We start from the raw sequence: 14812 nt of genomic DNA, 5'->3' as shown, positions 1-14812 counted from the left end.
TCACAGTGGTTCGGCAAGGGGCCCCCACCGCGCCTCTCGCGCTGCGGGGTCCCAGGCCCAGCAGCTCATGCGCTCGGAAATGCACGGGGCAGTCTCCCGGCGGGATCGACGCGACGACCGGGAAGCAGCCCGAATGACCTCACTCGCCCGATGGTGCCTGCGCCGTCGTTTCGCCGTGATCGTGCTGTGGCTCGTGGCCCTCGCGGGCACCGCCGCCGCCGCGACCCTGACCGGCCCGGCGTACTCCAACGACTACGCCGTCTCCGGAACCGAGGCCGCCCGCGCGGGCGCGCTCCTGGAAGCGGGCTTCCCCGGCCAGGGCGGCGACGACACCATCGTCTGGCACACCGACCGGGGCACCGTGCGCGCCGCCGCCGTCGAGCAGCGCATGACCGAGACCCTGCGCGACGTCGCGGCACTGCCCGGCGTCGAGTCCGTCAGCGGTCCGTACAGCGGCCCCGACGCCGCCGCCAGGACCAGCCCCGACGGGCACACCGCGTACGCCTCCGTCACCTTCACGGACGCCGTCCCCGGCAAGGGCCTCGCCAAGAAGGTCGTCGACACCGCCCGCTCGGCGGCGGACGACAACCTCGAGGTCGCCCTGGGCGGCACCGGCATCGCCGGCGCGGAGAGCAAGGGCGGCCACCTCAGCGAGATCATCGGCATCGCCGTCGCCGCCGTCGTGCTCCTCGTCGTCTTCGGCTCGCTGGCCGCGAGCCTGCTGCCCATCGCCACGGCCCTGGTGAGCGTGGGCACCGCCTCCATGGGCACCCAGCTGCTCGGCCACGTCATGAACGTCGCCGACTTCGCGCCCATGCTCGGCACCCTCATCGGACTCGGCGTGGGCATCGACTACGCCCTGTTCATCGTCACCCGGCACCGCAAGGGCCTGCGGGCGGGCCTGCCCGTGGCCGTCGCGGCCGAGCGGGCCGTCGCCACCACCGGGCGGGCCGTCGTCTTCGCGGGCGGCACCGTGTGCGTCGCGCTGCTGGGCATGCTCATCCTGCGGCTGAGCTTCCTCAACGGGGTCGCCCTCGCCGCCTCGCTCACCGTCGTCCTCACCGTCGCCGCCTCGGTGACGCTCCTGCCCGCGCTCCTCGGCGTCATCGGCGAGCGCGCCCTCAGCCGCCGCGAGCGCCGCCGGCTCGCGGACGACGGCCCCCGCCCGGAGCTGCCCACCGGTCCGGCCGCCCGCTGGGCCGCCTTCGTGGAGCGTCACCCGAAGCTGCTGGGCGCCGTGGCCGCCGCCGTCATGATCGTGCTCGCGCTGCCCACCTTCTCCCTCCACCTGGGCACCTCCGACCAGGGCACCAACCCGGCCTCGTCCACCACGCGGCAGGCGTACGACATGCTCGGCCGCGGCTTCGGCCCCGGCGTCAACGGGCCCCTGACCCTCGTGGCCGACCTGGACAGCGCCGCCGACCGGCTGGCCTTCACCAAGCTCCCGGACGCCCTGCGGCACACCGAGGGCGTCGCCTCCGCCTCGCCCGCCCAGGTGAACCCCAGCGGCGACACGGGCGTCATCAGCGTCATCCCCACCACCTCCCCGCAGTCGCGCGACACCAGCGACCTCGTGGACCGGCTGCGTGGCACCGTGCTGCCGAAGGCGACCGCCGGCACCGGCGTGGACGTGCAGGTGGGCGGCATGACCGCGAGCTACGACGACTTCGCCGGCGTCATCCTCGGCAAGCTGCCGCTGTTCGTCGGCACCGTCGTCGGCCTGGGCTGCGTGCTGCTCCTGCTGGCCTTCCGCAGCATCGGCATCCCGCTGAAGGCCGCGCTGATGAACGTCGCCGCCGTGGCCTCGTCCTTCGGCATCGTCGTCGCGATCTTCCAGTGGGGCTGGGGCGCCGGCTTCCTCGGCCTGGGCGGCGCCGGGCCGATAGAGCCCTTCCTGCCCGTGGTCATGGTCTCCGTCCTCTTCGGACTGTCCATGGACTACCAGGTCTTCCTGGTCAGCAGGATGTACGAGGAGTGGCTCGCCACCCGCGACAACACCCGGGCCGTGCGCGTCGGCCTCGCCGAGACCAGCCGCGTCATCAACTCCGCGGCGCTGATCATGATCTCGGTCTTCCTCGCCTTCGTCCTCAGCGGGGACCGCGTCATCGCGATGTTCGGCATCGGCCTGGCCGCGGCCGTCGCCCTGGACGCCTTCGTGCTGCGCACGCTGCTCGTCCCGGCCCTCATGCACATGCTGGGCGGCGCCAACTGGTGGCTGCCGGCCTGGCTGGACCGCCGACTGCCCCGCATCAGCATCGAGCCGCCGGAGCCGGACGACGTCCCCGAGCCGGGAGACGTGGTGGTGGAACCCCTCGCCGTCAGTCGCGAGAGGAGCCTTGCCGGGGCGGGCGTATGACCACGCGGCCGGAGTCGAGGTTGACGGGGCCGCGGGCCGGATCCGCGTCCCCGGTGTCCTCACGGGTGAGTTCGAGGCGCTTCTGCTCCTCGTGAGCATGTTTCCGGCCCGGTGCGAACACTTCCTCGAACACGTTGAACATCTCAACTCCCGTCGCCGCACTGTCCGTCCAGTCTAGGCGGACGCGTGTACGGTCCCGGTGAATTCGTGCGCCGGGAGGCGTCAGCTCACTTCGAGCCGCAGGATGCGGTCGTCCTCGCCGCCCGGCTTCCCGCGCCCGTCGGTATTGCTCGTCGTCAGCCACAGCCCGCCGTCATCGGTGGCCACGACCGTGCGCAGCCGCCCGTACTCCCCCTGCAGGAACGCCTGCGGGGCGGCCACCGGCCGCGTTCCGTCCAGCGGGATCCGCCACAGGCGCTCGCCGCGCAGGCCCGCCAGCCACAGCGACCCCTTGGCGTACGCGAGGCCGCTGGGGGAGGCGTCGGAGGTCTTCCACTGCTCGACGGGGTCGGTGTAGCCGGACCGGCCCGCCTTGCCCTCGACGGCGGGCCAGCCGAAATTGCCACCGGGCCGGATCAGGTTGACCTCGTCCCAGGTGTCCTGGCCGAACTCCGCCGCCCACAGCCGCTTGCCCGCGTCCCACGCCAGTCCCTGCACGTTGCGGTGGCCGTACGAATAGACCACCGAGTTCTCCTCGGGGTTGCCGTAGGCGGGCCGCCCGTCCGGGGTCATGCGGAGGATCTTCCCGCCGAGCGACTCCTTGTCCTGCGCCAGGCCGCGCTGCCCGCTCTCGCCCGTCCCGGCGTACAGCATCCGGTCGGGGCCGAAGGCGATGCGGCCGCCGTTGTGGACCGTGCCCTTGGGGATGCCCCGGAGCACCGTGTCGGGCGCCCCCAGCCGCTGCCCCGCGGGCTTGCGCTCGTCGTAGCGCAGGCGGGCGATGCGGTTGTCCGAATCGGTGGTGAAGTACGCGTACACCAGGCGGTCGGTGGCGAAGCCGGGCGAGACCGCCAGGCCCAGCAGGCCGCCCTCGCCGGCCTTGACGACGCCCGGCACCTCGCCGACCTCGCTCTGCGCGCCGTCCTTGACCGCCACGCGCACGATCTTCCCGGTGTCGCGGGAACCCACCAGCAGGTCGCCGCCGGGCAGCGCCGCGACGCCCCAGGGCGAGCCGAGCTTCGCGGTGAGCGTCCGCACGACCTTGACCGAGCCCTCGGCGGGCGCCGGGGAGGCCGGGGGAGCACTCGAAGACGCCTCCGTGCCGGGCGACTTGGCCGGCGTGCCCTGCCGCGGGCCCTCGCCGGGGAAGCCGTCCTCGCTCGAACAGCCCGCGACGGCGAGCAGCGCGGCGGCCAGGGCGGCGGCGGTACGGGCACGACGTCGTCGCACGGTGCGGTTCCTCTCGCCGGGGCGGTCCGAGCCGGGGGCGGTCTTCCTCACCGGCACTGTCCCACAGGACGCGCCGGTATCCGCGCGCAGGCGCGACGCCGGTCCGGAACCTAGTCCCAGGACCCCATCGCCCGCGGCAGCGCCGCTATCTCCGCCAAGTCCTCCTCGGTGAGCCGCAGTCGCGCCGCCGCGGCGTTCTGCACCGCCCACACCGGCTTCTTCGTGCCCGGTACGGGTATCACGTGCCGGCCCTGCGCCAGCACCCACGCCAGGGCGACCTGCGCGGCCGTCGCGTCGTGGCGCAGCGCGACCCGGCGCAGGCCCGCCACGATCGGCTGGTTGGCGGCCATCATCTCGGCGGTGAAGCGCGGGTGGCGCGCCCGGAGGTCCTCCGGCTCGAAGCCCTGCCCCGGTGTGAGCGTGCCACTGAGGAAACCATTCCCCAGGGGCATGGCGGCCAGCAGGCCGACGCCCCGGGAGGCGCACCAGGGCACCAGCGCGTCGAGCGCCTCCCGGGACCACACCGACAGCTCCACCTGCACACAGCTCACCGGGAACACCTGCTGCACCCGTTCCAGCTGCCGGATCGTCGCGTCGTAGAGCCCCGCGCGCGACCGGCGGTGCTTGCGCGCGCCGATCGCGCACCAGCCCAGCGCCCGCACCTTGCCCGCGGAGACCAGCTCCGCCATCGCCCCCCAGGTCTCCTCGACCGGGACCTCGGGGTCGGGGCGGTGCAGCTGGTAGACGTCGATCACGTCGGTCTGCAGCCGGCGCAGCGAGGCGTCGCAGGCCCGCTTCACGTAGCCCGGACGGCCGTTGGCGACGATGTGGCTGTCACCCACCAGCAGCCCGCACTTGGTCGACACGAACGCCTCGGAGCGCCTTTCCTTCATCACCCGGCCCACCAGCAGCTCATTGGTGAACGGCCCGTACATGTCCGCGGTGTCCAGCAGGGTCGTGCCCGCGTCGAGCGCGGCGTGCACCGTGCGCAGCGCGCCCTGCCCGCTCCGCTGGGAGGCGGTGTATCCCCAGTGCATGGGCATGCACCCGAGGCCGATCGCGCCCACTTCGAGCGCCGCCGCACCGATATTCCTGCGCTCCACCGGCCGTACCCCTCCCGTTCCTCGCCCCCAAACTAACCTCTGCCGCGGTGGCCGGATCGCATAGCCTCCAGGCATGAGTGCAGATGACAGCGGCTCCGCCCGTCCCCTGGTCTGGCTGCCCTTCCCGCCCGAGCGGATCGAGGGGCTCCCGAAGGCCCTCGACTACGCCTTCTGGGACGGCGGACCGGACTACCCGACCGACCCCGCCCGCTGCGACTTCTACGCGGTCCCGTACGTCACCGACCCCGAGCCGTGCCTGCGCCCCCTGGCCGCCATGACGCGCGTACGGGTCGTGCAGGCGCTCACCGCGGGCGTGGAGCACCTGCTGCCCGCCGTGGCGGGGCTGCCGAAGGGCGCCGTGCTGTGCAACGCCCGCGGGCTGCACGACGCGAGCACCGCCGAGCTCGCGCTGGCCCTCACCCTCGCCTCGCTGCGCGACATCCCGGGCTTCGTGCGCGCGCAGGACGCGGGGGAGTGGCGGCAGGGCTTCCGGCCGGCGCTGGCCGACAAGTCGGTGCTCATTGTGGGTTACGGTTCGATCGGCAGCGCCATTGAGGACCGGCTCGTGCCCTTCGAGTGCGCGCGGGTCACACGCGTCGCACGCTCCGCGCGGGACAGCGCGCGCGGTCCCGTGCACCCGATCGCCGCCCTGCCCGGCTTGCTGCCCGACGCCGACGTCGTGATTCTCGCGACCCCGCTCACCGAGGAGACCCGGGGGCTCGTCAACACCGGTTTCCTGGCGCGGATGAAGGACGGGGCGCTGCTGGTGAATGTCGCGCGCGGTGCCGTCGTCGACACCAAGGCCCTCCTGGCCGAGCTGGACGCAGGTCGGCTGCGTGCCGCACTGGACGTGACGGACCCCGAGCCGCTGCCGCCCGGGCACCCCCTGTGGAGTGCCCCGGGGGTGCTGATCACCCCCCATGTGGGTGGCCCCTCCTCGGCCTTCATGCCGCGTGCCGAGCGGCTGCTGCGTGATCAGCTGGCCAGATTCGCTCTGGACGCGCCACTGCAAAATGTCGTAGTCGTCGCCCGCTAGTTACCACGTAGAGGTACCGTTCGACTGCACTCAGTGTCCATAACCCCGTGGCTGATTACGCTATGTATATGAGCTATGTCCCTGAGTGACGAGTCTGGTGTATCGTCCGGACGGGGGCTGCGGCGTGCACAGGAACGGCCGCAGCGAGGACCGGAACTCGAGGGGGGCGACGGGCGATGCACGGCCAATGGACGATCAACCCGACGCGGCTCACGCACCGACCACGACCGCACTGTGCACCGCGACCGCACTGCGTGGCGACACTGCTCCTGTGGCTCCCATGGATCCCGCTGCTGCGGACGGCGGCGCGGTGAGCGCCCCGGGGGCGGCCCTGACCCGCCCGTCCGGCGGCTCGGGCCCGGTCTCGCAGCTGCTGCTGGCCCTCGTCTGCGGGGGCTATGCCACCGGCGCGGCCTTCGGCTGGGGATCGAGCGAGCTCGCCTCCGCCATGGGCGACTTCGGCCTCGGCGGCGCGGCCGTCCTCGCCGCCGTCTCCTGCTTCTGGTACGGGCGCACGCACCGCACGCGCTTCCGGCTCGCGTGGTTCCTCTTCGCCGCGTCCTCGGCCATGGCCGGCCTCGGCAACGTTGTCTGGGGCTGGTACGAGGTCGTCCTCGACGCCCGCGTCCCGACGCCGTCGGTGGCCGACTTCTGCTTCCTGCTCTTCGCGCCGCCGGCCATCATCGGCCTGCTGGTCCTCGCCCGCCGCCCCGTCACCCGGGCCGGCTGGGTGTGCCTGGCCCTCGACGCCTGGCTCACCGGCGGCTCGCTGCTCACGCTCTCCTGGAGCCTGGCGCTCGCGCACACCGCCCACTTCGAGGGCGAGAGCGTCGCCCACGCCGCGCTCTCCCTGGCCTATCCGCTGCTGGACATCGCCCTGGTGTCCATGGTGCTGGCCCTGCACTTCCGGCGCTCGACCGCCAACCGCTCCGCGATCAACACCGCCATCGCGGCCCTCGCCCTGACGGTCCTGTGCGACGCCCTGTTCACCTCGCCGCTGCTGCGCTCGCACTACCGCTCGGGCCAGATCCTCGACGCCGGCTGGTTCGCGGGCTACATGCTCATGGCGTACGCCCCCTGGGTCGCCCGCGAGGGCGGTGAGGAGACCGCCCCGGTCCGCTCGGCCCAGCACCCGCACCACCCCAGCCGCCCCATCGCCGGCTCCCTCGCGGCCCTCACGCCGTACCTGGCCGCCGCGGTGTGCACCCTGGGCATCCTCTACAACGTCCTGGACGGCCACCAGGTCGACAAAGTCGTCCTGTTCACCGGCTGCACGGTCGTCCTGGCCCTGGTGATCCGCCAGGGCATCATGCTGCTGGACAACATCTCCCTCACGCAGGAACTGGCCCAGAAGGAGAACCACTTCCGCTCCCTCGTCCAGGGCTCCAGCGACGTGATCATGATCGCCGCGCCCACGGGCATACTGCGCTACGTCAGCCCGGCCGCCGCCGGGGTCTACGGGCGCGAGGCCGAAGACCTCGTCGGCTCCGAGCTGGCCTCGCTGATCCACCCGGAGGACCTGGGCAGAGTCGTCCACGAGGTGCGCCGCTTCCTCGCGGCACCGCCCGCCGAGGAGCCCACGACCCGCATCGAGTGCCGCTTCCGCTCCGGCGGCGGCGAGTGGCTCAACGTCGAGTCCACCGTCAACCGCCACCACGGCGGCCTGATCTTCAACAGCCGCGACGTCACCGAGCGCGTCCGCCTCCAGGCCCAGCTCCAGCACACGGCCGAGCACGACCCGCTCACCGACCTGCCCAACCGCGCCCTGTTCACCAAGCGCGTCCAGCAGGCCCTCACCGGCCGCAGAGCGACCGACGCGGGCACCGCCGTGCTCTTCATCGACCTCGACGGCTTCAAGGCGGTGAACGACAGCGTCGGCCACCAAGCCGGCGACGAGCTGCTCGTCCAGGCGGCCCGTCGCCTGCAGGACTCCGTCCGCGCGGGGGACTCCACGGCCCGCTTCGGAGGCGACGAGTTCGCGGCGCTCATCATCGGCGACGGCACCCGCGATCCCGCCGCCCGCGAGTACCGCATCCACGAGATCGCCGACCGGCTGCGGGTCACCCTCTCCCAGCCCTACCGCGTGGAAGGAGGCACCGAGGTCCGCGTGGCCGCCAGCATCGGCGTGGCCTTCGCCGAGCCCGGCATCACCCCCGGTGAGCTGATGCGCAACGCCGACCTCGCGATGTACCGCGCCAAGCAGGCCGGCAAGGGCCGCGTCGAGCTCTACGCCCCGCAGATGCAGGCCGACGTGGTCCGCCGCGCCGAGCTCGCCACGCGCCTGCGCACCGCCCTGCACGAGGGCGAGTTCGCCCTGCTGCACCAGCCCGTCGTCGACCTCGGCACCGGCGAGGTCACCGCGGTCGCCGCGCAGCCCCGCTGGCGCTCCGCCCAGGGCATACTGTTCACCCCTGCGGAGTACCTCCGCGTGGCCGAGAACGACCGGGGCGACGAGGCCGCCCGCATCGCCGAACTGGGCCGGTGGACGGTGGAGAAGGCCGTCGAGCAGGCCGCCCAGCGCTGCCGCGCGGGCCACCCCGTGCCCGTGTACGTCCGGCTGTCCGCCGCCCGGCTGATGGACCGCTCGTTGCCCGCCAAGAACCTGGAGGGGCTGCTGATCCGGCACGGGCTGCCCTCCGGCGCCCTCGTCCTGGAGCTGTCCGGAAGCGACCCCCGGGTCCCGCTGGACGAGCTGGAGCGGCGCCTGGCCGCCCTGCGCCGGATGGGGGTGCGCATCGCCCTCGACGGCTTCGGCAGCGGCTACGCCGCCATCAGCGCCCTGCGCCGGCTGCCCATCGACACCCTCAAGCTCGACCGGGGGCTGGTCGACGGCGTGGTGGAGTCCGCCCGGCTGCACAAGATCACCGCCGGGCTGCTGAGGATCGCCACCGACCTGGGCATGCAGTCCGTCGCCGACGGCGTCGACGTGCCCGAGCAGGCGCTCGCCCTGCGCGCCATGGGCTGCACCCACGCCCTGGGCGCCGCCTTCGCCGGCCCGCTCGACGAACACCGCCTGCGCCACGCGCTGAACCTCGGGGCCTACCCCGTCCCCGGCGCGCCGGGGGATGGCGCAAAAGCGTGGGTCGGAGGCCCCGCCCTGCCCGCAGGAGCAGTACCGTCCGCTACACGATCCGGGTCCGCGGGGGGCGCCGGATCACTCGCCCATGCTCCATTGCGCTCAAATAATGAGACGCCCGTCCCACCCACTTGACACTTCCCAGGTGGCGGGTGGAGGGTCGGTTCCATGCGCACCCGAATTCTCGTACTTGGAAAGCGCGTCGGCTGAAGCAGGCCCCTTCACAAGCCCTGCTGACCACACCGGCGCGCTCCCCTCGCTTGCCTCACGGCACGAGGGGTTTTTTGTTGCACTAGAACGTGACAGACCCACCCAAACCGACCTCCGCTCCATCAGTCGAACCCGTCGATCGAACCCGTCGAAATCCTTCGAGAAGAGAATGTCGATGACCGAGCAGGCCACCGGGGCCCACCATCCGCAGCCGCGGGCCCGTAACGGCGCGGCGCACCAGCCCGCCACCGTCGAGCACGTCACGGGCGCGCAGTCCCTCATCCGTTCGCTGGAGGAGGTCGGTGCCGAGATCGTGTTCGGGATCCCGGGCGGAGCGATCCTCCCCGCGTACGACCCGATGATGGACTCCTCGAAGGTCCGCCACGTCCTGGTCCGCCACGAGCAGGGCGCCGGTCACGCCGCGACCGGATACGCCCAGGCCACGGGCAAGGTCGGCGTCTGCATGGCCACCTCCGGACCCGGTGCCACCAACCTCGTCACGCCGATCGCCGACGCCCACATGGACTCCGTCCCGCTGGTCGCCATCACCGGCCAGGTCGCCTCCAAGGCGATCGGCACCGATGCCTTCCAGGAAGCGGACATCTGCGGCATCACCATGCCGATCACCAAGCACAACTGGCTGGTGACCGACCCCGCCGAGATCCCCCGCACCATCGCCGAGGCCTTCCACGTCGCCTCCACCGGCCGCCCCGGTCCCGTGCTCGTCGACATCGCCAAGGACGCCCTGCAGGCACAGACGACCTTCAGCTGGCCCCCGCACACCGACCTGCCCGGCTACCGCCCGGTCACCAAGCCGCACTCCAAGCAGATCCGTGAGGCCGCCAAGCTGATCAGCCAGGCCGCCCGCCCCGTGCTCTACGTCGGCGGCGGCGTCCTGAAGGCCCGCGCGACCGCCGAGCTGAAGGTGCTCGCCGAGCTGACCGGCGCACCCGTCACCACCACGCTGATGGCGCTCGGCGCGTTCCCCGACAGCCACCCGCAACACCTGGGCATGCCCGGCATGCACGGCTCGGTCGCCGCCGTCACCGCCCTGCAGAAGTCCGACCTGATCATCGCCCTCGGCGCCCGCTTCGACGACCGCGTCACGGGCAAGCTGGACTCCTTCGCCCCGTACGCCAAGATCGTCCACGCCGACATCGACCCCGCCGAGATCGGCAAGAACCGCGCCGCCGACGTGCCGATCGTCGGAGACGCCCGCGAGGTCATCGCCGACCTGATCGTCGCGCTCCAGGCCGAGCACGCCGAGGGCCGCACGGGCGAGGCCGCCGGGACGCGCTACGCGGCCTGGTGGCAGGACCTCAACCGCTGGCGCGACACGTACCCCCTCGGCTACGACCAGCCCGACGACGGCAGCCTCTCCCCGCAGCAGGTCATCCAGCGCATCGGGCAGCTCGCCCCGAAGGACACCATCTTCGCCGCGGGCGTCGGCCAGCACCAGATGTGGGCCGCGCACTTCATCGACTACGAGCAGCCCGCCACCTGGCTCAACTCCGGCGGCGCCGGGACGATGGGCTACGCCGTGCCCGCCGCGATGGGCGCCAAGGCCGGCATGCCCGACCGCACCGTCTGGGCCGTCGACGGCGACGGCTGCTTCCAGATGACCAATCAGGAACTGGTCACCTGCGCGCTCAACGACATCCCGGTCAAGGTCGCCATCATCAACAACGGCGCCCTCGGCATGGTCCGCCAGTGGCAGACCCTCTTCTACAACCAGCGCTACTCCAACACGGTGCTCCACGCGGGCCCGGCCGTCTCCAACGGCGGCTCCGCCACGGGCGCCGGGACCGAGCCCTGCGCCGGCACCCGCGTCCCGGACTTCGTCAAGCTCGCCGAGGCCATGGGCTGCGTCGGCATCCGCTGCGAGCGCCCGGACCAGCTCGACGCCGTCATCGAGAAGGCCAACGCCATCAACGACCGGCCCGTCGTGATCGACTTCATCGTCCACCAGGACGCCATGGTCTGGCCGATGGTCGCCGCAGGCACCTCCAACGACGAGATCCTCGCCGCGCGCGGAGTCCGCCCGGACTTCGGCGACGTCGAGGACGACTGACGGACCACCGACGACAGATGACCGAGGCGACAGAGGCCTGACGAGGAAGAGAACCTGATGACCAAGCACACGCTCTCCGTCCTGGTGGAGAACACCCCCGGCATCCTGACCCGGATCGCCGCCCTGTTCGCCCGGCGCGGCTTCAACATCGACTCCCTCGCCGTCGGGGTCACCGAACACCCGGACATCTCCCGCATCACGATCGTCGTCAACGTCGAGTCGCTGCCGCTGGAGCAGGTGACCAAGCAGCTCAACAAGCTCGTCAACGTGCTGAAGATCGTCGAGCTGGAGGACAGCGCGGCCATCCACCGCGAACTCGTCCTGGTGAAGGTCCGCGCCGACAACGAGACCCGCTCCCAGATCGTCGAGATCGTCCAGCTCTTCCGCGCCAAGACCGTCGACGTCTCCCCGGAGGCCGTCACCATCGAGGCGACCGGCGGCAGCGACAAGCTCGGCGCCATGCTCAAGATGCTGGAGCCGTTCGGCATCAAGGAGCTGGTGCAGTCCGGGACGATCGCCATAGGGCGCGGCGCCCGGTCCATCACGGACCGCAGCCTGCGCGCCCTCGACCGCTCGGCCTGAGGCCGGCCCCGCACCCCGGCAGGGGCCCGACACCCTCGCGGGCCCCCGCATTCCCGCGGCTCCCCGGATCCCCCGGATTTTGTGGATCCGCATACCGAGACCCGAAAACTTCCGTCCGCCCGCCCGTCATACGGTGGGACGCACAACCGGAAAACCGGAAACAAGGAGAATCCCCAACGTGGCTGCCGAGCTCTTCTACGACAACGACGCCGACCTGTCCATCATCCAGGGCCGCAAGGTCGCGGTCCTCGGCTACGGCAGCCAGGGCCACGCCCACGCGCTGTCCCTGCGCGACTCGGGCGTCGACGTCCGCGTGGGCCTGCACGAGGGCTCCAAGTCCAGGCAGAAGGCCGAGGAGCAGGGCCTGCGCGTCGTCACCCCGGCCGAGGCGGCCGCCGAGGCCGACGTCATCATGATCCTCGTCCCGGACCCGATCCAGGCCAAGGTCTACGAGGAGTCCGTCAAGGAGCACCTCAAGGACGGCGACGCGCTCTTCTTCGGCCACGGCTTCAACATCCGCTTCGGCTTCATCAAGCCCCCGGCCGGCGTCGACGTCTGCATGGTCGCCCCCAAGGGCCCGGGCCACCTCGTCCGCCGCCAGTACGAGGAGGGCCGCGGCGTGCCGTGCATCGCCGCCGTCGAGCAGGACGCCTCCGGCAACGCCTTCGCGCTGGCGCTCTCCTACGCCAAGGCCATCGGCGGCACCCGCGCCGGCGTCATCAAGACGACCTTCACCGAGGAGACCGAGACCGACCTCTTCGGCGAGCAGGCGGTCCTCTGCGGCGGCGCCTCCGCGCTGGTCAAGGCGGGCTTCGAGACCCTGGTCGAGGCCGGCTACCAGCCGGAGATCGCGTACTTCGAGTGCCTCCACGAGCTCAAGCTGATCGTGGACCTGATGTACGAGGGCGGCCTGGAGAAGATGCGCTGGTCGGTCTCCGAGACCGCCGAGTGGGGCGACTACGTCACCGGCCCGCGCATCGTCAACGAGGGCACCAAGGCCGAGATGAAGAAGGTCCTCGGCGAGATCCAGGACGGCACCTTCGCCAACAACTGGATGAAGGAGTACCAGGAGGGCCTGCCCAAGTACAACGAGTACAAGAAGGCCGACGAGGACCACCTGCTGGAGACCACCGGCAAGAAGCTGCGCAAGCTGATGAGCTGGGTGGACGACAAGGAGTAGGCGGCGAGGAGCGCACGCCCGGGAACCGGGCGCGCTCCGCCGTCTCCCGGGCGCGGCAACCGCCGATACACTGCACAGCAACAAGCGCGTACCAGGCTCACAGCGTCGTGCGTCTTCCACGCGGCTGCCTGCCCCCTTCACCGCCTTCGGCCGTCGGGACGGCCGTCCGCCAAGGACCAGTGAGGACTGAGGACTCCGTGAGCACTGTTTCGCCCCGCAAGCCCGTCGTGCTGATCGCCGAGGAGCTCTCCCCGGCCACCGTCGACGCGCTCGGCCCCGACTTCGAGATCCGCCACTGCAACGGCGCCGACCGCGCGGAGCTGCTGCCCGCCATCGCCGACGTCGACGCCGTGCTCGTGCGCAGCGCCACGAAGGTCGACGCGGAGGCCATCGCCGCCGCGAAGAAGCTGCGGGTCGTCGCCCGCGCCGGCGTCGGCCTGGACAACGTCGACGTCTCCGCCGCCACCAAGGCCGGCGTGATGGTCGTGAACGCCCCGACCTCCAACATCGTCACCGCCGCCGAGCTCGCCTGCGGCCTGCTCATCGCCACCGCGCGCAACATCCCGCAGGCCAACTCCGCGCTGAAGAACGGCGAGTGGAAGCGCTCCAAGTACACCGGCGTCGAGCTGTCCGAGAAGACCCTCGGCGTCGTCGGCCTCGGCCGGATCGGCGTCCTCGTCGCCCAGCGGATGTCCGCCTTCGGGATGAAGGTCGTCGCCTACGACCCCTACGTCCAGCCCGCCCGCGCCGCCCAGATGGGCGTCAAGCTGGTGACGCTCGACGAGCTGCTGGAGGTTGCCGACTTCATCACGGTGCACCTGCCCAAGACGCCCGAGACGCTCGGTCTCATCGGCGACGAGGCCCTGCACAAGGTCAAGCCCAGCGTCCGCATCGTCAACGCCGCGCGCGGCGGCATCGTGGACGAGACGGCGCTCGCCTCGGCGCTCAAGGAGGGCCGCGTCGCCGGCGCCGGCCTCGACGTCTACGCCTCGGAGCCGTGCACCGACTCCCCCCTCTTCGAGTTCGACAACGTGGTGGCCACCCCGCACCTCGGCGCCTCCACCGGCGAGGCGCAGGAGAAGGCCGGCATCGCCGTCGCCCGGTCGGTGCGGCTCGCGCTCGCCGGCGAGCTGGTCCCCGACGCGGTCAACGTCCAGGGCGGCGTGATCGCCGAGGACGTCAAGCCCGCCCTGCCGCTGGCCGAGAAGCTCGGCCGGATCTTCACGGCCCTGGCCGGCGAGGTCGCCGTCCGGCTCGACGTCGAGGTCTACGGCGAGCTCACCCAGTACGACGTCAAGGTCCTGGAGCTGTCCGCCCTCAAGGGCGTCTTCGAGGACGTCGTCGACGAGACGGTCTCCTACGTCAACGCCCCGCTGTTCGCGCAGGAGCGCGGCGTCGAGGTGCGGCTGACCACCAGCTCCGAGTCGACCGAGCACCGCAACGTGGTCACCGTGCGCGGCACGCTCGCCGGGGGCGACGAGGTGTCCATCTCCGGCACCCTGGCCGGCCCGAAGAACCTGCAGAAGATCGTCGCGGTGGGCGACCACGACGTGGACCTCGCCCTCGCCGACCACATGGCCTTCTTCCGCTACGCCGACCGCCCCGGCGTCGTCGGCACGCTGGGCCGCATCCTCGGCGAGGCCGGCATCAACATCGCCGGCATGCAGGTCTCCCGCGCCACGGAGGGCGGCGAGGCGCTCGTCGCCCTCACGGTCGACGAGTCGGTCACCCCGGCGGTGCTCGCGGAGATCGCCGAGGAGATCGGCGCCGCCTCGGCCCGCGCGGTGAACCTGACGGACTGACGTACGC

General features: G+C 71.9%; 10 protein-coding genes. 7 read left to right on the top strand and 3 right to left on the bottom strand.

Annotation, left to right across the window (positions count from 1 at the left end; genetic code table 11):
• The first annotated feature begins 133 nt into the window (after positions 1-133).
• Positions 134-2356 carry an MMPL family transporter gene (locus ACSNOG_RS08550; protein ID WP_436751950.1) on the top strand — a complete coding sequence of 741 codons (2223 nt, stop codon included), beginning with the start codon at positions 134-136 and terminating at the stop codon, positions 2354-2356.
• On the opposite strand, the gene ACSNOG_RS08545 is transcribed toward ACSNOG_RS08550, so the two are convergent.
• The 3 genes from ACSNOG_RS08545 to ACSNOG_RS08535 all read right to left on the bottom strand — a co-directional run bounded on the left by ACSNOG_RS08545 (position 2319) and on the right by ACSNOG_RS08535 (position 4848).
• Entirely contained in the window at positions 2319-2498 is a 180-nt protein-coding gene (locus ACSNOG_RS08545) for a DUF6191 domain-containing protein (protein ID WP_436751949.1), read from the bottom strand. The genes ACSNOG_RS08550 and ACSNOG_RS08545 overlap by 38 nt on opposite strands.
• A gap of 80 nt (positions 2499-2578) precedes the next feature.
• A complete protein-coding gene (locus ACSNOG_RS08540) occupies positions 2579-3745 on the bottom strand; it encodes a PQQ-dependent sugar dehydrogenase (RefSeq protein ID WP_436751948.1) in 1167 nt (388 codons plus the stop codon).
• Positions 3746-3855: 110 nt separating this feature from the next.
• A complete protein-coding gene (locus ACSNOG_RS08535; protein WP_436751947.1) occupies positions 3856-4848 on the bottom strand; it encodes an aldo/keto reductase in 993 nt (330 codons plus the stop codon).
• A 73-nt stretch (positions 4849-4921) separates the two neighbouring features.
• On the opposite strand from ACSNOG_RS08535, the gene ACSNOG_RS08530 reads away from it, so the two are divergent.
• The 6 genes from ACSNOG_RS08530 to serA all read left to right on the top strand — a co-directional run bounded on the left by ACSNOG_RS08530 (position 4922) and on the right by serA (position 14805).
• Positions 4922-5884 carry a 2-hydroxyacid dehydrogenase gene (locus tag ACSNOG_RS08530; RefSeq protein ID WP_436751946.1) on the top strand — a complete coding sequence of 321 codons (963 nt, stop codon included), beginning with the start codon at positions 4922-4924 and terminating at the stop codon, positions 5882-5884.
• Between the two features lie 280 nt (positions 5885-6164).
• Complete coding sequence (locus tag ACSNOG_RS08525) at positions 6165-9095, top strand: putative bifunctional diguanylate cyclase/phosphodiesterase (protein ID WP_436751945.1); 2931 nt, start codon at positions 6165-6167, stop codon at positions 9093-9095.
• A gap of 250 nt (positions 9096-9345) precedes the next feature.
• The gene (locus ACSNOG_RS08520; protein WP_436751944.1) at positions 9346-11241 is read left to right on the top strand and encodes an acetolactate synthase large subunit; all 1896 of its coding nucleotides are present in this window, start codon (positions 9346-9348) and stop codon (positions 11239-11241) included.
• Between the two features lie 57 nt (positions 11242-11298).
• Entirely contained in the window at positions 11299-11823 is a 525-nt protein-coding gene (ilvN, locus tag ACSNOG_RS08515; RefSeq protein ID WP_058046407.1) for an acetolactate synthase small subunit, read from the top strand.
• A gap of 178 nt (positions 11824-12001) precedes the next feature.
• Positions 12002-13003: a ketol-acid reductoisomerase gene (gene ilvC, locus ACSNOG_RS08510; RefSeq protein ID WP_436751943.1), complete on the top strand. Its 1002-nt coding sequence runs from the start codon at positions 12002-12004 to the stop codon at positions 13001-13003.
• 197 nt (positions 13004-13200) lie between these two features.
• Positions 13201-14805, top strand: coding sequence for a phosphoglycerate dehydrogenase (serA, locus tag ACSNOG_RS08505; RefSeq protein ID WP_436751942.1), 1605 nt, complete (start codon positions 13201-13203; stop codon positions 14803-14805).
• Positions 14806-14812 lie beyond the last annotated feature (7 nt).

It is taken from the genome of Streptomyces sp. URMC 124 (assembly GCF_051386455.1).
Classification (GTDB): domain Bacteria; phylum Actinomycetota; class Actinomycetes; order Streptomycetales; family Streptomycetaceae; genus Streptomyces.
Note: the sequence above shows the minus strand (reverse complement) of the source record. Positions and strands in the feature narration are given on the sequence as shown.

What these genes read in the sequence shown, in the direction of transcription:
- ACSNOG_RS08550 (WP_436751950.1), top strand. Translation starts at nt 134, where the DNA reads ATGACCTCACTCGCCCGATGGTGCCTGCGCCGTCGTTTCGCCGTGATC.
- ACSNOG_RS08545 (WP_436751949.1), bottom strand. Translation starts at nt 2,498, where the DNA reads ATGTTCAACGTGTTCGAGGAAGTGTTCGCACCGGGCCGGAAACATGCT.
- ACSNOG_RS08530 (WP_436751946.1), top strand. Translation starts at nt 4,922, where the DNA reads ATGAGTGCAGATGACAGCGGCTCCGCCCGTCCCCTGGTCTGGCTGCCC.
- ACSNOG_RS08525 (WP_436751945.1), top strand. Translation starts at nt 6,165, where the DNA reads ATGGATCCCGCTGCTGCGGACGGCGGCGCGGTGAGCGCCCCGGGGGCG.
- ACSNOG_RS08520 (WP_436751944.1), top strand. Translation starts at nt 9,346, where the DNA reads ATGACCGAGCAGGCCACCGGGGCCCACCATCCGCAGCCGCGGGCCCGT.
- ilvN (WP_058046407.1), top strand. Translation starts at nt 11,299, where the DNA reads ATGACCAAGCACACGCTCTCCGTCCTGGTGGAGAACACCCCCGGCATC.